Here is a 16,586-nt window from a genome sequence, read left to right as displayed (position 1 = left end):
GCCGTGGGGTTATCTTTTCACGCCTTTCACGCGGTCGTGTCGGTCGTCGCGGGTTCCGTTGCCGGTGGGGGCGCGGCCTGCGGCTGCAAGGCGTCCAATGCGTCGAGAATCGCTTCGGGCGTGGCCGGCGCGCGCAACTGCGGCGCCTCCTGCGCATCCGGCACCGCGGCCGCGATCGCGTCGCGAATCGCCAGAAACACCGAGAATGGCAACAGCAACGGCGGCTCGCCGACGGCCTTCGAGCGGAACACGGTCGGCTCGGCGTTGCGGTTCTGATAGAGCTGCACGTGGAACGCGGCGGGCGTGTCGCTGACCGCGGGAATCTTGTAGGTGGATGGCGCGTGCGTCATCAGGCGGCCGTCACGGTTCCACCAGAGTTCTTCGGTGGTGAGCCAGCCCATGCCCTGAATGAAGCCGCCTTCCACCTGACCGATGTCGATGGCCGGATTGATCGATTGCCCGGCGTCGTGCAGCACGTCCGCTCGCACCAGTTTCCATTCGCCGGTCAGCGTATCGATCACGACTTCCGACACTGCCGCGCCGTACGCGAAGTAATAAAACGGGTGACCGGTCAACGTTTTCGCGTCCCAATGCACTTTCGGCGTGGTGTAGAAACCGTCCGACCACAACTGCACGCGCGCCAGATACGCGGCGCCGACGAGTTGTTCGAACGGCATCGCGCCACCGTTCACCGACACTTCGCCGTTGGCGAATTGCACGTCGTTCGCCGTACCGCCGAGTTGTTTGGCGACGAGTTCAGCGAGCCGCGCGCGAATCGTTTTTGCCGCGGCTTCGGCTGCTTTGCCGTTCAGATCGCTGCCGGTGGATGCGGCCGTTGCCGACGTGTTCGCGATCTTGGAAGTATCGGTTGCCGTGACCCGCACGCGCGAGAGCGGCAAGCCGAACTCGTTGGCGACCACTTGCGCGACTTTGGTGTTGAGCCCTTGTCCCATTTCCGTGCCGCCATGATTGACGAGCACCGAGCCGTCTTTGTACACGTGCACCAGCGCGCCGGCCTGATTCAGAAACGGCACGTTGAACGAAATGCCGAACTTCACCGGCGAAAACGCGATGCCGCGCTTGAGCACCGGACTGCCCGCATTGAACGCCGCGATCGCTTTGCGGCGCGTGCGATAGTCGCTGGAGCCGAGCAGTTCATCGGTCAGCGGCGCGATGATGTTGTCCTCGACGCGCTGTCCATACGGCGTCGTATCGCGCTCGCCGATACCATAGTAGTTGGCGAGGCGCACGTCGAGCGGATCGCAGTCCAACTGACGCGCGATGCTGTCGAGCACTACCTCCATCACGAGCGCGCCTTGCGGGCCGCCGAAGCCGCGAAACGCGGTATTCGATTGCGTGTTGGTCTTGCAGCACAGCGCGACGATGTCGACATCGGACAGGTAGTACGCGTTGTCGAAATGGCAGACGGCGCGCGTGGCGACCGCGCCCGAGAGATCAGCGGAATAGCCCGCGCGCAACGCAATTTCGACGCGCGCGCCGAGAATGCGGCCGCTGTCGTCGAAGCCCGCTTCGTACGCGTAGACCGCGTCGTGGCGCTTGCCGGTGATCATGAAATCGTCGTCGCGGTCGGCGCGCAGTTTGACCGGACGGCGCAGCAGTTTCGCGGCGAGTGCGGCCACGCAGGCGAATACTGCCGATTGCGATTCCTTACCGCCGAAGCCGCCGCCCATGCGCCGGCATTCGCACACCACGTTATGCGCCGGCCAGTCGAGCATATGCGCGACGACCTGCTGCATTTCGCTCGGGTGCTGAGTCGAACTGTAGACGAGCATGCCGTCCATTTCCTTCGGCACCGCGTACGCAATCTGGCCTTCCAGATAGAACTGTTCCTGCCCGCCGACTTCGAACGTGCCGCTGATCCGGTTAGGCGCGCTGGCGATTTTCGCATCCGGCTCGCCGCGTCTCAGATGCAGCGGCGGCAGCACGAACTGCTTCGCGGCTTTGGCCTCGGCGGGCGTGAGGATGGCTTCGAGCGGTTCGTAGCGGATCACGTCGTCGCTCTTTGCGAGCGCGGCGGCACGGCGGGCGAGGTCGTGGCTTTCGGCGATCACGGCGAACACCGGTTGGCCGAGGTACAGCACTTCGTCGACGGCGAGAATCGGGTCGTCGTGCAGCACCGGGCCGCAATTGTTCTCGCCGGGGATATCTTCCGCGGTCAGCACGGCGATCACGCCCGGTGCTTTTCTGACCGCGTCCAGATCCATCGACACGATCCGCGCATGCGCATGGCGCGACAGGCCGAGCGCCGCGTGCAGCGTGCCTTGCAGTTCGGGCACGTCGTCCGTGTAGGTCGCTTCGCCGCTCACGTGCAGCGCGGCCGATTCATGCGGCAACGACACGCCGATCGACGCGTCGCTTACTTGAGCGACGTGCCTCGCGGCATGTTCGACAAAAGCATCGGTGCGGTTCATCACGACGGCTCCTTCGCAACGGCGGCGTCCGGCGCGCCGGCTTCGAACGCGAACGCATTCACGTCGAAGAGCGCGAGCGGCGCCTCATCGCGCGTTTCGAGGTGGAAGCGCCACAGCACGTTGCGCGCCACCTTCAGTCGATACGCGCTCGACGCGCGCATGTCGGTGAGCGGCTGGTAATCGGCGACGAGCGCATTCATGGCTTGCCGCGCGGTGCTTTCGTCCCAGCTTGCGCCGTTCAGGACGGCTTCGGTCTGCGTGGCCCGCTTCGGTGTGGCCGCCATGCCGCCGAACGCGATGCGGGCTTGCTGAATCACGCCGTCTTCGCCGAGGTGCAGCGCGAACGCCGCGCACACGGCTGAGATGTCCTGGTCGTAGCGCTTCGACACCTTGTAGGTACGAAAGCGCAGATTGCCGGCCGGCCGCGGCACGCGCAGCGCCGCGACGAATTCGCCGGCCGCGAGCGCGGTCTTCTGGTAGCCGAGATAGAAGGCGTCGAGCGGCAGCGTGCGCGTTTTCGGACCGTGACGCAGCACGACTTCGGCGCCGAGCGCGAGCAGCGCCGGCATCGAATCGCCGATCGGCGAGCCGTTCGCTACGTTGCCGCCGAGCGTACCGGCATTGCGGATCGGCAGCGACGCGAAACGCGTCCACAGTTCGGCGAGTTCGGGGTAGTCGACGGCGAGTGCCGCATACGCGTCTTCGAGCGTGACGGCGGCGCCGATGGTCAGCGTCTGCGCATCGCGCTCGATCGTCTTCAATTCGGCGACGTTGCCGATGTACAGAATGTCGCCGAGATCGCGGAATTGTTTGGTGACCCACAGGCCGACGTCGGTGCTCCCGGCCAGCAGTCGCGCGTGCGGATGGTCGGCGCGGAGTCTGGCGAACGCATCGAGCGAGATCGGCGCATAAAAGGTGGGTGAACCGAACGCGGCGCCGCGCGTGTCGGGCGCACAATATTCGAAGGTGTCGCGCCGTTGCAGTTCGCGCAGGTGATCCGCAACGGCCTTGCGGTCGAGCGTGACGCGCGGGTATTGCGGATAGTCGAACATCTTCTGCGACGCGTCGACGATCGGCCGGTAGCCGGTGCAGCGGCACAGGTTGCCGGAGAGCGCGGCGTTGATCTCATCGCGGGTGGGCAGGCCGGCGGCGACCGGCTGGTTTTCGTACAGCGCCCACATCGACATCACGAAACCGGGCGTGCAGAAGCCGCATTGCGAACCGTGGCAATCGACCATGGCCTGTTGCACGGGGTGCAGGGCGCCGTCGGCGGCGCGCAGGTCTTCGACGGTGAAGAGCGCGCGGCCGTCGAGCGTCGGCAGAAACTGGATGCAGGCATTGACCGCTTTCAGCGCGAGGCCACCGTGCGCGTCCAGTTCGCCGATGACCACCGTGCAGGCGCCGCAGTCGCCTTCCGCGCAGCCTTCTTTCGTGCCGGTGCAATGCAGATCTTCGCGCAGGTGCTGGAGCACGGTGCGCGACGCCGGCACGCCCGCAACCTCACGGACGGACCCCTGGTGATAAAAGCGGATGGTTTGCGTTGTCATGGCGAATCCGAAAGACAGTGCGGACCGGGCGCGCGTTACGCATGGGGTCGCGCCGAAGCCGGCCTCGCGCACGTAGATCGCCATCCAGTTCCGAAGATAGCATTACCTTGTCCCAAAAAGATTTCCCATCTCGCATGAAGCTTATTCGGATGCGGTCATGAGATAAGTACGATTCGCGCCAGGGCGGGAAGTTGCGTGAGCCGGCGGAAGTCTGAAAACCAAGCGGGGCGGGGCATTGCGGGGGAAATAGATGGTCTGGCGGACCAGAAGCGGCGTGGTTTGGGGACGAAAAAAAGCCGGATTTCGCGTCGCCGCGCTTGGCGGCACAAAATCCGGCTTTAGTCGTTCAGGGTGGTGAACGCGGGGCGGAGAACGCCGGTCAGGCAATCCGGCGGCGGTTGCGAACCAGCGTCAGCGCCAAGGGGATGAAAGCGACCACAAACGCGACCAGCGACCATTGCGGCAGCGTCAGGCCCAGGATTGGCGGATAGGCCGTCTCACACAACCCGGCGACCTTGAACACGCCCGGCAGCCAATGCGCGGGCGGCAAGCTGTCGACCAACGGCTGCAGTGCGTCGAAGCCACAGCTAAAGCCCGGATTCGCCTGAACATACACATGACGCGCGGCCGTGACAATACCGGCCAGCGCCGACAAGGCGGCCAGCACTTCCAGCAGACGCACACCGCGCCAGTGGTTGAAACGCGCGCCGAGGAACGCGAAAATCGCGATCAGCAGGAAGAAATACCGTTGGATGATGCACAACGGGCACGGGTCTTCGTGCAGAAAATACTGCAGATACAGCGCGCCGCCCACGAGGGCAACGCAGATCAGGCCAAGCAGAACCAGCAGGGAGCGCTCGCGGCGCAGCATTGCAGTGTCGTTATTCATGGATCGTGTGGCTGTCTCGAAACGGAAAGGGCGGGTGCCCGCGATTCTAGCGCGAACCCCCGCCCCGCCGCTTATCCTGCTTTTACGGCGTATTTCCCGATCGAGCGCGTTGGCGTCGCTCGGTCAGCGAATCGCCTTGAGCACCGCTTCGGCGCCGCGGCCGATGGCCAGCAGCGCGTCGTCGGCGTGCGGCGCGCCGGCCAGCATCAGGCCGACCGGCGCGTCGCCGCGCAGATGGCACGGCAGCGACAGCGCGCAGGTGTCGAGGAAGTTGAACACGCTCGGGTTGCGCAGGATCAACGCGTTGGTGCGGCCGAAGGCGTCATCGTCGTCGACCAGATCGGCGACGCGCGGCGGCACCACCGGCACCGTGGGCGCGACGACCGCGTCGAACCGTTGCCACAGCGTGCGGGCGGCTTCAGCCAACATCGCCTCGCGTTCGGCGAGCAGGTCGAGATAGTCGGCGGCGCTGGCCGGCTCGCCCTTCAGAATGCGCACCAGCACACGCGGATCATATTGCTCGCGATGTTTTTCCAGCAACGGACGATGCCACGCATACGCTTCGATCGGCGAGAACCCGAAGCGGTTGATCTCGGGCAAACGGTCGAGCGCCGCGAACCGCACTTCGCTGACGATCGCGCCAGCCGCTTCCAGATGCTTGAGCGCCGTGTCGATTGCGGCGGCGACCGCCGGCTCGACGCCGTCGGTAACGAAATTGGTGAGCACGCCGAGGCGCACGCCTTCCAGCGGCCGGGCGGCCGGAATGCGCGGCTCGAGCCCGGCCAGCATGCGGTCCACTAGCGCGCAGCACGCCACCGAAACGCCGATCGGCCCGAACGAATCGAGGGTCGACGAAAGCGGCACGCCGCCCTGTTTGGGAATGCGGTCGGCGGTCGGTTTGAAGCCGGTCAGGCCGCACAGGGCAGCCGGAATGCGGATCGAGCCGCCGGTGTCGGTGCCGAGCGCAACGGCCGCCATGCCGTCCGCGACGGAAGCCGCCGCGCCCGAGGACGAGCCGCCCGAAATCCGCTCATCGCCTTTCACGCCGCGCTGGTACGGTGACAGCGGATTGCCGTAGTGCGGGTTCAGACCGAGTCCGGAAAACGCGAACTCGCTCATATTGGTCCGGCCGACGAGCACCGCGCCCGCCCGCTTCAAACGCGCGACCGCGACGGCGTCCGCCTTGGCGGCGGGGGCGTCGGCGAGCACGGTGGAACCGGCGCGGGTCGGCTGGCCTTCGATATCGAACAGGTCCTTGACGGACACCGGAATCCCGGCGAGCGGCGAGAGCACGGTGCCGGCGGCACGCAGACGGTCGTGTGCGTCGGCGGCGGCGCGGGCGCCGTCGGCGTCGACATGCATGAAAACGGCGGCGCCCTGGCCGGCCGGATCGGCGATCCGTTCGAGCGCGGTCTCGACGAGCGCGCGGCTCGTGGTGCGTCCGGCGGCGAGGTCGGCGGCAAGCTGGGCTAGCGGCGGAAAGGGCGTGAATTCAGTGGCCATGATGTCGGTAGAAATCCGGTTGAACCGGGCGAAGCCGGTCGTTGGGCTAATGCGTGAACTTGGATGTGCGGGCTCGAATACGGTCGATCAGATGCGACTAATCAGATGCGGTTGAAAAGCGTGGCGCGGAACGCTTCGATATGTTTTTGCACGGATTGGCGCGCGCCTTCGGCGTCGCGTTTGCGCAGCAGGTCAAACAGTTCGAGATGTTCCTCGTGCACGTCTTCCAGATGATGCGGCTCGGACAGCGAAATAAACCAGAAGCGCAGCGAGCGCTCATGCAGCCCGCGCAGGATGTCGGCCAGCACCGGGTTCCGCGAAGCCGCCGAAATCGCCAGATGAAACTCGCGGTCGATATCCATCATGCCCTCGATATCGTGCGCGGCGACGCACACGGCCGAGCGGTCCAGCAGCGCCTGCATCGCGTCGTAGTCGTGCTGTTGCGCGTGGCGTGCGGCCAGTTCGACGCAGTAGCTTTCGTTCACGAGACGCACGTCGATGATCGCCAGCACGTCGTCTAGCGAAACCGGGCGGACCATGATGCCCTTGCGCGGCATGATGGTCAGCATGCCTTCATGCACCAGCCGATGCAGCGCCTGATGAACCGGCGTCCTGCCGATGCCGGTCAGCGCCATCAGTTCCGCTTCGTTGAGCACCTCGCTCGGCCGCAGGCGCATGGTGATGATCTCGCGCTTGACGAACGCATACGCCTGCTCGGCGAGACTCGCGGCGGCGGTCGCGCGGGCGGGCGTGGAAGAGCGGGCGGTCTGCAAAAGCGTCATGTGAAGTGGCAGCGGACAATGTCGTCCGCATTGTAGAGCAAGGTTTTGCGCGCGCGACGCGGGCCGGCTGCGCTCCACGGCTGGTGGGCGATCAGCCCGCGCTATCCAGACGCGGCGCGCATGGAACGCGGTCCCGCGCTCGCTTTCGTTTCGCACGACGCGTGAACGCTGCGCGGGCGCGTCGCCAGATCGCGTCCATCACCGTCTGTCAGGCGCGGCTCGGCGCGACCGCCGCCGCATGCTGCACCTTGACGCGCGGCATCATCAGCGTAACCAGCCCGCCTACAATCAGCGCCCCCGCGATCAACACGAGCCCGAACGTCACGCTCTGCGTCGCGTCCTTGACGATACCGAGCACATACGGGCTCACATACCCCGCGAGATTCGCGATCGAGTTGATCACCGCGATTCCGGCGACCGCGGCCGTGCCTTGCAGGAAGGTTGTCGACATCGACCAGAAAATGCCGAAGCCCGCGAGAATGCCGATGTACGCGATCGACAAACCGGTGACGGCGAGCGGAATGGAGTTGGTTACCGAGGCGCTGCCGAGCAATCCCGCCGCGCCGATGAAGCAGCACACAGCGTAGTGCCAGCGCCGCTCGCCGGTGATGTCCGACGAGCGCCCGATCAGGATCATGCCGATGCCCGCCGCGAGATACGGGATCGCCGTGACGAAACCGTTGGTGACGAGGTTCGTCACGCCGAGATCCTTGACGATCTGCGGCAGCCAGAACGAAAAGCCCGCATTGCCGGTAACGAGGCAGAAATAGATCAGCGTGAGCAGCCAGAAACGGCCCGAGCGCAACGCCACGGCGAGGCTATGCTCGGCGCCGGCCGCCGCGGCCGCGCTGTTTTCCCGCGCCAGACGGCCGAGAATCACGCGCTTTTCGTCGTCGCTCAACCAGGCGGCTTCGGCGGGCGTGTTGCGCAGCACGGCGAGCGCCCAGAAGCCGGCGAGGATCGACGGAATGCCTTCGATCAGGAACATCCACTGCCAGCCGCGCAAGCCGTGCGCTTCATGCAGCGCCGACATCAGAAAGCCCGACAACGGTGCGCCAATGATGCCGGCCACCGGAATCGCCGCCATGAACACGGCGACCATGCGCGCGCGGCGGTCCGACGGAAACCAGAAGGTCAGATAGAGCACCACGCCCGGCACCAGCCCGGCTTCGGCGACGCCCAGGAAAAAGCGCAGCACGTAGAACATCGTTTCCGAGCGCACGAACATCATCAGACACGACAGCAGGCCCCACAGCATCGTGATGCGGGCGATCGTGGCGCGCGCGCCGAACTTCTTCAGCAGCAGATTGCTCGGCACTTCGAACACGAAGTAGCCGAAGAAGAAGATCCCCGCGCCGAGTCCGTACGCCGCGTTCGACAAGCCGAGGTCGCCGGTGAACTGCAGCTTCGCGTAACCGATGTTGACGCGGTCCAGATACGACAGCACGTAGACGAGAAACAGGAACGGCATGATGCGCCAGGTGATTTTGCGCAGGGCGGCGGCTTCGAGCCAGGCGTCGGAAGACGCGTCGGCGGCGGATAGCGAAGGGGAGCTCATGAATGCCTCATTCGACGATAGGTAGCGCGCGCACGCGATAGGCGTGGCGCAGCGTGCGGTTCAGGATGGGATCGTGCAATTCGAGTTCGAGCGCGTCGCCGTCGGCCATGCCGACGATGCCGCCCTGTACCGCCAGCGTGCCGCAGAACATCGCCGCGCCTTGCACGAGCGGCGCGCGCGCGAGCAGATCGGCGGCCGGCAGCAGCGATGCCACGCTGCCTTGCTGATAGACGCGCCGCTCGCCGGTGTGGGTGACTGCGAAAGCGCGTAGTTCGAGCTGATCCCAGTGGCCGGCCACGTCGTCGAAACGCCAGGCGTCGCGCGCCAAGGGTTTCGGGCAGACCTGTTTGGAGACGGTCACGCCGTAGGCCTCGACTTCGCGGTCGGTGTGATCCGAACCCACGGTGACGAGCAAGCCCGTCTTTGTCTGCACCAGCACGCATTCGGCTTCGCCGCTCGACTTCACGCCGACCACGTCGATCTGCTCGGCCTGCGTCAGCAGTTCCGCGCCGAGGCGGTAGAAGCACGGCGTGGTGGACGGCCGCTTCACGCCGAGTTCAGCCAGTTCGGCGATGTGATGCTCGATCGCGGCCTGATCGCGCCCGGCCCAGCCGGCAATGGTCAGGCGATTCACCTCGGCGATCGCAGCGCAGCTGCCGCCGGAACGGTCTACAACATTGAAGGACACCTGCTGCATTGCTCGACGCCGAAAGAAAATATGCTGCAAATATTATTGTGATATTTCACAGGAGTCCAGCGCGCCAAAAACATTCTTGCGGACGGCGCGGGTGAGGCCCGCAGCTTGCCGCAATGCCATTTCGTCGAGCGTCGACGTGAGGCGAGGTGTCGCGTTCCTTTGCTAAACTGCGTTTTCAATATTACTTTTTGTAAGGGACGTATCCATGCACCATGGCATCGGCTTCATTCAGGACCTGGCGGTCGTGATGGCGCTCGCCGGCGTCGTCACCGTGCTGTTCCATCGCCTGAAACAGCCGGTGGTGCTCGGCTACATCGCGGCCGGCGTGATCATCGGGCCGTACACGCCGCCATTCCAGTTGATCCACGACGAGCAGACCATTCAGACGCTCGGTGAACTCGGCGTGGTGTTCCTGATGTTTTCGCTCGGCCTCGAATTCAGCCTGCGCAAGCTCTTCAAGGTCGGCGCGACGGCGATCGTCGCGGCGCTCTCCGAGATCGTGCTGATGCTGTGGATCGGTTACGAGATCGGCAGCGCGTTCGGCTGGAGTTCAATGGATTCGCTGTTCCTCGGCGCGATCCTCGCGATCTCGTCGACTACCATCATCGTCAAGGCGCTCTCCGAACTGGGCCTGAAGCGCGAGAGCTTCGCGCAACTGGTGTTCGGTATTCTGATCGTCGAGGACATTCTCGCCATCGCCATGCTGGTGCTGCTGTCGGGCATCGCGCAGACGGGGCAGTTGAGCGCGGGCGTCGCCGTGGTCACGCTCGGCAAGCTGCTGCTGTTCATGACGGTGTCGCTGGTGGTCGGCATTCTGGTCGTGCCGCGCGCGTTGAACTACGTGGCGCGCGCGAAGAGCGACGAGATGCTGCTCGTCTCCGTGCTCGGCTTCTGCTTCGGTTTTTGTCTGCTGGTCGTGAAGCTCGACTACAGCATCGCGCTCGGGGCGTTCCTGATCGGCGCGATCATGGCCGAATCGCGCCATCTGCATCGGATCGAGCATCTGATCGCGCCGCTGCGCGACGCCTTTTCCGCGATCTTCTTCGTGACCATCGGTTTGATGCTGAACCCGGCCGTGCTGGTCGACTACGCATGGCCGATCGCGGTGATCACGGTGGCGGTGATCGTCGGCAAGATCGTGTCGTGCGGGCTCGGCACCTTTCTCGCCGGTAAGGACGGCCGCACGGCGATGCGTGTCGGCATGACCGTTTCGCAGATCGGCGAGTTCTCGTTCATCATCGCGTCGCTCGGCTTGACGCTGAAGGTGACCAGCGCGTTTCTATATCCGATCGCGGTGGCGGTGTCGGCGTTGACCACGTTGTTCACGCCGTATCTGATCCGCGCGGCCGACCCGCTGACGCAGCGCCTCGGTCACGCCATGCCGCGCACGCTCGCGAACGTATTCGGCATGTACGGGCAATGGTTGCGCAGCTTGAGCACGGGAAGCGGCGAACCCACGCTGTTCAGCATGACACGGCGGATCATTCTGCAGATCGCTGTCAATCTGGCGCTGGTCGCCGCGATATTTTTGATCGTGACGTATAGCGCGCCTTATACCAGTGCGTGGCTCGCACATTGGGTGAGTTCGGAGCCGATGCAACGCGTCGTGCTATGGAGTCTCGCCCTGGTGGTGTCGATGCCGTTTCTGGTGGCCGTGTATCGCAAGCTCAAGTCGCTTGCGTTGCTGCTTGCCGAAGTCAGCGTGCAACCGGCGACGGCGGGGCGATTCACGAGCGCGATCCGCTACACGATCTCCGATCTGGTGCCGGTGGTCTCGATGGTCGGCGTGTTTCTGCTGGTCGCGGCGCTTTCGGGCGGCATTCTGCCGCCGACCGGCCTGCTCGGCGCGGTGCTGGTTTGCGCCGCATTACTGCTCGCGCTGGTGTGGCGCTGGTGCGTGAAAATCCACGCGGCCATGCAGATCGCCTTGCGTGAGACGTTCGAAGAGCAGCCGGATCCTTGAGTCAGACTTGCCTCGCGGTTCTCCGGGCCAAGCACCGCGGGGCGCCCGCGACAATGTGAGCAATTGTGTGCGGGTTTGCGGCGCTTGGCTCGCTAGCGGATAATCAGGGCATATTCATTCGTTCGCGTGGAAGGCGCCTGTCTGACTGTCATGAGCGAAAACAAACCTGAAAATGCCGGCAAGCCCGGCAATCCCACGCCGCCTTCGGCGTCGCCCGCGCCGTCCGGCACTCCGCCCTGTGCGTCGACAGCCGGCTCCGTGCCGCCCGATCCGGCGGCCTCGCTACCCCTCTCGCACGAAGATGCCATCCAGTCGCCGATCAAGGATGTGACGCCGCCGGATGTTTCATCCACGCCCACGCCGGCTGTGGTCACCGCGACGCCGGCTGCCGAGGAGGCCGCCGTGCGATCGTCGACGGACGATCCCGACAGCGCGTCGGCGGTCACGCCCGCCGATCCGCAAACGGCGCGGCAACGCGACGCGGCGGAAGCACGCAGCGCGGCCGCGGCATCCACCGCAAAGCAGGAAGCGGCAGTTCATGAACGGGACGCGCGGCGTGCCGGCGTCCATGCGATGAGACCGTCGCCAACTGTCGGCAGTGAACCCGTGGACGGCGAGCTGGTGAGCTCCGTCGAAGACGTTACAGTGAACGAAGAGATTCCGGCTTCCACCGAGCGCCGGGCGGGCTCGCCGCCGCCCGGTTTCGGCGCGGCGCCCGACTTCACCGCGTCCAACCCGCCGCCGCCCAACGCCTTGCCGCCGTCGCCGCCGCGCTATCTGAAGCACAACGATTCGGCGTGGACCGTGTTCGGCCGCATCGTCGCGGCGCGTGCGCGCCAGATTTTCGATCGCGCGGGCCAGCGGATCACGCAGCGCACGCTGCGCATCGGCGTGTCGGCGCGTATCTTCCATCCCGAGCCGGGTGCGAAGGGATTGCGCGGCAAGACCTTGCAGTATCTCGAGGAATCGATCGCGCACTGGGTGATGTCGCGCGACGTTCTGGTGTTCATGATTCCGACGGTCGGTCATCAGGGCATGCTGCATCCGAGCAATATCCGTTTGCGCGACTACGCGAAGCATCTCGACGGCCTGCTGCTGCAAGGCGGTGCCGACGTCTCGCCGCAGTCCTACGCGGAACAGGCGACCAGCCACGAATGGCCGGGCGACCGCGTGCGCGACATGTACGAACTCGAACTGCTGCATGAGTTCGTCGAATCCGGCAAGCCGGTGCTCGGCGTGTGCCGCGGCTGTCAACTGATCAACGTGGCGTTCGGCGGCACGTTGTATCAGGACATCGCCACCGATGTGCCGACGGCGGCCACGCACGTCAACGAGAACTACGATCAGCATCGGCACGGCATTCATTTCCCGGACGGTTCGACGCTCGCCAACATGTTCCCGGGCCGGCGCGATGCGATCGTCAACTCGATTCACCACCAGGCGGTCAAGACGCTCGGCCGCGATCTCAATATCGAAGCGGTGTCGGCGTCGGACGGCATCATCGAAGCCGTGCGCTACCGGCGCGCGCCGTTCGTAATGGGCGTGCAATGGCATCCGGAGTTTCATCGCGCGGGCGGGCCGGAGTTGCTCGACTGCACGCCGTTGCTCGATACGTTCCTGCGGGTGGCGCGCGAGACACGGTTTTAAGACGCGCTGGCTGGCGAGGCGGGGTGGCTCGCCGAGTAGGTCGTTCGCTGGAGGCGCACCGCCGCGGTTGTCAACGGTGCGCCTCTTGTATTTTTCTCCCGCTGCTTTACCGATTCGTTTCTCGCTCGACTCTCGCATCGGCCTGCCGATGCAGGCGGCAGTACTATTTCTTTGAAGTCGCAGACATCTTGTTACCGAGACAGATAATCAGGAATGCGAGTTTTTTCTTGATTAAACTGTACGCATCTTACTGCCAGGCGCTTTATCTCCATATTGCGCATCCGCTTACCGCTGAGTTCGTGCCACCGTCACGCAAATTCAAGTCATTCGCACGAGGCGGAACGTCGCATTTTCGTCGTATCCGGACATGTTTATTTCGCGATGGACGCGCTGACTTGATCAAATCATTCGTCAGCCGTTTATCTCGATTTAAAGTCCGTCGCCGTGACGTTTCAATGCTTCGCTTAAAGGCGAATCCGCGCGATAATCTGCGGCTGTTTTGGATTCGCATGGAGCATGCACGTATGAAGTATCCCTTATTAATACGGCGCGCCATGCTGCTCGCGACCTCGTGTGCGCTATTGCAGCAGGGCGGTTTCGTGCTGGCCGCGCAAGGCGACGAGGCCGCGCCGGTGGTCGGTACACGGCCAGCCATCAACACCCTGACGCCGCAGCCTGTCGCCGAGGCGCTGCGCAACGCGGCATCAACCGCGTCGGCCACGTCGCCTACGGCCGGCGATGCGCAAGGCAATGTCGCCGAACTGATGCAGATGATTCACGACGCGAAGCTGAGCGAACTGCGCACCACGTATAACGGCAGTTATGGCGCCAGTCTGTTTTTCCATCCACGGGAAATGACGTACTACGTCGCGTTATTTCAGGACAAGCATTTCTGGCGTGTGATCAAGTCCGAGGACATGGCGCGCGCGGAAGCGATCTATGCGGGCTTTGCCCAGCAGACGGCGCAACTCGCTGATGTCGAGATTCGCCGCACGCAGTTGCAGGCGCAGAAGGCGTACATCGAAGACGTGATTGCAATGTCCGAAGATCGCGCGAAACGCTTGCAGGCCGATCTTGAAGTGGCTCGCACGCAGCAGGCCAAGGTCAACGACTATCAGCGTCAAACGCAAGGCGAAGCGGCCACGCTGCACGCGGAAAAGGAAAGGGCGCAAGCGCAACTGCGTCAGGTGCAGGGCGAAGTGCTGCAACTTCAGCGGCAAACCGAAATGGGATTGCCGATTCAGAGGTAACATTCAGAAGTAAATGTATGAACGTAAAAAAGCCCGGCCAATTCGTGGATGAATTGGCCGGGCTTTTTTTGCTACGCGACGTCTATGCGGTCGCGCGGGTGCTTACTTCGCAAATTGATCCGGAACGTCGGTCACGCGCCGATGTGAAAGATGGTTCATCCATTCGGTGCCGCTGGTGCCGGACGCATTGTTTGACGAACCGGTGCGCGGCATTGGCACGGTATCGCGGACATGTGTAGCAGCTGACATGGTTACGCCCGCGTATTCGTCGACGCCGAGTCGAGCCGGAGCGACCGGCGAATAAGCTCCGGCAGCCGACAGCTTTGGCGACGCATTTGCTGCGACCCGTGGGGCCGCGCTGCGTGTCGCCTCTGCGGCGCTAACCATTGCGTGCGATGGTCGGTTTGCGGCGACGAAACGCGCGATGCGCCGGTTAATTTGTCCGTGTTGCTTGCGGCTTTGCTCGCGGACGAGCTGACCGCGATGTGAGACGGCTTTATCGGCGATGACATGCGCCGAAGCGAAGCGCAATGTGGAGGCAGAGTTCGAAGCGGGCACCGACACCGCCGCCGCCGCTGCCGCCGCAGAGCCGGACGCAGGCGCCGCATTCGAGAGCGCGGGCATTGATGCCGCGACTGCTGCGGACCTGCTCGCCGCGACGTTATCCACGGCGCGAGCGTTGACTGCGGCCGGTGGCTGAGCCTTCACTGACCGCGAGTCGCGTTCGTGCGAGACCTTGCCCGCGGAATCCATATGAGTGACGGTGTCACGATGCATCAGATGATCGAACCCGATCCATCCAAGCATCGCAGTACCGCCGAGCACGCATGCGCCGCCTGCCAACGCACTCCAGTGATGGGCCGACCCGCGTACGGCCGTTGCATACGCATGCGGCAGAACCGGCGGGACGGCCGCAGCAGCCGCAGCCATTTGCGCTACCGCGTCGAATGGTTTTTCGAACACCGGAGCCGGCACCGTGGTCGCGCGCTGTTGTTCCGACGGCGACCATCGGCAAAGCGAGCGAATGGCCTGGTCGCTCAGGCAGAACGTGCGCAGCATGGCTGCGTAGAGTGCCTTGAGTTCCGTGCGCAAACTGTAGCCCGGCGGAAGCAGTGCCCAGTCCCGGCCGAAGGATGCCGGCACATGACCCAGCGGACGCAGGCGCGGCACGGCCAGATGGCCCTGGATCGGGATGAAAGGAATGGTGGACATCGGTCGTTTCCAGCGCCTCTTAAAGGGGCCGCCGCTCGGCGGTCACGGGATCTGCGGGGACTCAGGCCTCGGTGCGATGCGCGTGAAACGCCAGACATGCACGCCGTACGTCGACGCCGACCACCCGCGTTGTGCTGGGCAAGCACACGGGCGCATGGGCGTGTCACTCAGTGAAGCCGTAGGGGTGTGGAGGATGCTACCGGGATGCAGTCGAGTTGGAGTGCGGAAACTTCCGAATGGTCGTGTCGAATCGTCTTGGCTTGAGTCGGGCCTCGACATCGCTCAAACGAGCCATGCTCGTCCTATCGATCGAGTCTGTAGACGTAGCGCAACGCTGTAATATCCACGCCGCCCATATGATCCGGTTCGGCGCCGACGAACTGCCAGCCTTGCCGCTCATAGAAGCCGATTGCCGGCGCGTTCCCTTCGAGCACATACAGATAGAGTTGCGCTTCGCCTTGCGCGCGAGCCCAGTCTTTGGCGGCACGCATGAGCAGCTTGCCGACACCGATGCCCTGATAGTCCGGCAGCGTGTGCAGGTTATCGAGCAGCACGCCCCACGCGGACTCCGGTTGACGTTCGACGCAGACAAAACCCGTCGGCTCGCCGGCGAGTTCGGCGATCAGCACGATGCGGCGTTCGCCGCCGGGGGCGCTCAGCCGCGCTTCCCAATAGGCCGCGCGTTCGCGCGTCACTTCGCCGTCGAGAAATGTGTCGGGCAGCAGGTTGCGATAGGTGGCCTGCCAACTGGTGGTGTGGATCGAAGCGATAAGCGCGGCATCCGCAAGCGTGGCGGGGCGCAGTGAAAGAGCGGGGGTGGTTCGCATCGGGGTAGTGATCAACGGAATGCCTGACTGCGAATGTTAGCGCGACGGCCGGCCATTCTATGTAAGGAAACTGTATGCATTTCGCGACAGCGGCTTCAACGGTAACATTACGTGGAGCAGCTACCACGTGAATCACAACGTTTACCCTGATATCGCAACAATGCGTTCAGCATGAAAATGCGGCGCCCCGGGCGCGTTCTCTTGCAGCCGTCCGAGGCGTCCGCTTGACAAAACCGGTGGATCGTTTCAACTGCCTGCCGTCGCCGATCCCGCGTGGCG

General features: G+C 64.3%; 12 protein-coding genes. 3 read left to right on the top strand and 9 right to left on the bottom strand.

All coding sequences use genetic code 11. The annotated features are described in order from the left end of the window. Nucleotides 1-26 precede the first annotated feature (26 nt). From xdhB to B0G73_RS21405, 7 genes are all read right to left on the bottom strand, one after another. Nucleotides 27-2,432, bottom strand: a complete 2,406-nt coding sequence (xdhB, locus tag B0G73_RS21435; RefSeq protein ID WP_106283294.1) for a xanthine dehydrogenase molybdopterin binding subunit — start codon at nucleotides 2,430-2,432, stop codon at nucleotides 27-29. Continuing rightward, a complete protein-coding gene (gene xdhA / locus B0G73_RS21430) occupies nucleotides 2,432-3,979 on the bottom strand; it encodes a xanthine dehydrogenase small subunit (protein WP_181196615.1) in 1,548 nt (515 codons plus the stop codon). Before xdhA ends, xdhB begins: the two co-directional genes overlap by 1 nt. 379 nt (nucleotides 3,980-4,358) lie before the next feature. After that, the gene (locus B0G73_RS21425) at nucleotides 4,359-4,868 is read right to left on the bottom strand and encodes a disulfide bond formation protein B (RefSeq protein ID WP_106283292.1); all 510 of its coding nucleotides are present in this window, start codon (nucleotides 4,866-4,868) and stop codon (nucleotides 4,359-4,361) included. A gap of 123 nt (nucleotides 4,869-4,991) precedes the next feature. Next, nucleotides 4,992-6,371 (bottom strand): amidase, encoded by a 1,380-nt coding sequence (locus B0G73_RS21420; RefSeq protein WP_106283291.1) that lies wholly within the window; start codon nucleotides 6,369-6,371, stop codon nucleotides 4,992-4,994. Nucleotides 6,372-6,472: 101 nt separating this feature from the next. Next, on the bottom strand, nucleotides 6,473-7,153 hold the full coding sequence (locus B0G73_RS21415; protein WP_106283290.1) for a GntR family transcriptional regulator: 681 nt from the start codon (nucleotides 7,151-7,153) through the stop codon (nucleotides 6,473-6,475). 208 nt (nucleotides 7,154-7,361) lie between these two features. Next, nucleotides 7,362-8,711 (bottom strand): MFS transporter, encoded by a 1,350-nt coding sequence (locus tag B0G73_RS21410; RefSeq protein ID WP_106283289.1) that lies wholly within the window; start codon nucleotides 8,709-8,711, stop codon nucleotides 7,362-7,364. A gap of 7 nt (nucleotides 8,712-8,718) precedes the next feature. Then, on the bottom strand, nucleotides 8,719-9,408 hold the full coding sequence (locus tag B0G73_RS21405; protein WP_106283288.1) for a DUF2848 domain-containing protein: 690 nt from the start codon (nucleotides 9,406-9,408) through the stop codon (nucleotides 8,719-8,721). Nucleotides 9,409-9,613: 205 nt separating this feature from the next. Here B0G73_RS21405 and B0G73_RS21400 point away from each other — a divergent pair, with 205 nt between their 5' ends. The 3 genes from B0G73_RS21400 (at nucleotide 9,614) to B0G73_RS21390 (ending at nucleotide 14,268) form a co-directional block, all read left to right on the top strand. Beyond that, a complete protein-coding gene (locus B0G73_RS21400; protein WP_106283287.1) occupies nucleotides 9,614-11,371 on the top strand; it encodes a cation:proton antiporter in 1,758 nt (585 codons plus the stop codon). A 150-nt stretch (nucleotides 11,372-11,521) separates the two neighbouring features. Then, a complete protein-coding gene (locus B0G73_RS21395; protein ID WP_106283286.1) occupies nucleotides 11,522-13,018 on the top strand; it encodes a gamma-glutamyl-gamma-aminobutyrate hydrolase family protein in 1,497 nt (498 codons plus the stop codon). 524 nt (nucleotides 13,019-13,542) lie between these two features. Continuing rightward, entirely contained in the window at nucleotides 13,543-14,268 is a 726-nt protein-coding gene (locus B0G73_RS21390) for a DUF2968 domain-containing protein (protein WP_106283452.1), read from the top strand. A 102-nt stretch (nucleotides 14,269-14,370) separates the two neighbouring features. On the opposite strand, the gene B0G73_RS21385 is transcribed toward B0G73_RS21390, so the two are convergent. Beyond that, nucleotides 14,371-15,480 carry a hypothetical protein gene (locus tag B0G73_RS21385; protein ID WP_106283285.1) on the bottom strand — a complete coding sequence of 370 codons (1,110 nt, stop codon included), beginning with the start codon at nucleotides 15,478-15,480 and terminating at the stop codon, nucleotides 14,371-14,373. 302 nt (nucleotides 15,481-15,782) lie between these two features. Further along, a complete protein-coding gene (locus tag B0G73_RS21380; RefSeq protein ID WP_106283284.1) occupies nucleotides 15,783-16,307 on the bottom strand; it encodes a GNAT family N-acetyltransferase in 525 nt (174 codons plus the stop codon). Between the last annotated feature and the right edge of the window lie 279 nt (nucleotides 16,308-16,586).

The organism is Paraburkholderia sp. BL25I1N1, assembly GCF_003002025.1.
GTDB lineage: Bacteria > Pseudomonadota > Gammaproteobacteria > Burkholderiales > Burkholderiaceae > Paraburkholderia.
The sequence above is the reverse complement of the archived record's forward strand: the minus strand, read 5'-3'. Positions and strand labels throughout refer to the sequence as shown.

Excerpts from the sequence above, each read along its gene's own strand:
- xdhB (WP_106283294.1), bottom strand. The coding sequence starts at position 2,432 with ATGAACCGCACCGATGCTTTTGTCGAACATGCCGCGAGGCACGTCGCT.
- xdhA (WP_181196615.1), bottom strand. The coding sequence starts at position 3,979 with ATGACAACGCAAACCATCCGCTTTTATCACCAGGGGTCCGTCCGTGAG.
- B0G73_RS21425 (WP_106283292.1), bottom strand. The coding sequence starts at position 4,868 with ATGAATAACGACACTGCAATGCTGCGCCGCGAGCGCTCCCTGCTGGTT.
- B0G73_RS21420 (WP_106283291.1), bottom strand. The coding sequence starts at position 6,371 with ATGGCCACTGAATTCACGCCCTTTCCGCCGCTAGCCCAGCTTGCCGCC.
- B0G73_RS21415 (WP_106283290.1), bottom strand. The coding sequence starts at position 7,153 with ATGACGCTTTTGCAGACCGCCCGCTCTTCCACGCCCGCCCGCGCGACC.
- B0G73_RS21410 (WP_106283289.1), bottom strand. The coding sequence starts at position 8,711 with ATGAGCTCCCCTTCGCTATCCGCCGCCGACGCGTCTTCCGACGCCTGG.
- B0G73_RS21405 (WP_106283288.1), bottom strand. The coding sequence starts at position 9,408 with ATGCAGCAGGTGTCCTTCAATGTTGTAGACCGTTCCGGCGGCAGCTGC.
- B0G73_RS21400 (WP_106283287.1), top strand. The coding sequence starts at position 9,614 with ATGCACCATGGCATCGGCTTCATTCAGGACCTGGCGGTCGTGATGGCG.
- B0G73_RS21395 (WP_106283286.1), top strand. The coding sequence starts at position 11,522 with ATGAGCGAAAACAAACCTGAAAATGCCGGCAAGCCCGGCAATCCCACG.
- B0G73_RS21390 (WP_106283452.1), top strand. The coding sequence starts at position 13,543 with ATGAAGTATCCCTTATTAATACGGCGCGCCATGCTGCTCGCGACCTCG.
- B0G73_RS21385 (WP_106283285.1), bottom strand. The coding sequence starts at position 15,480 with ATGTCCACCATTCCTTTCATCCCGATCCAGGGCCATCTGGCCGTGCCG.
- B0G73_RS21380 (WP_106283284.1), bottom strand. The coding sequence starts at position 16,307 with ATGCGAACCACCCCCGCTCTTTCACTGCGCCCCGCCACGCTTGCGGAT.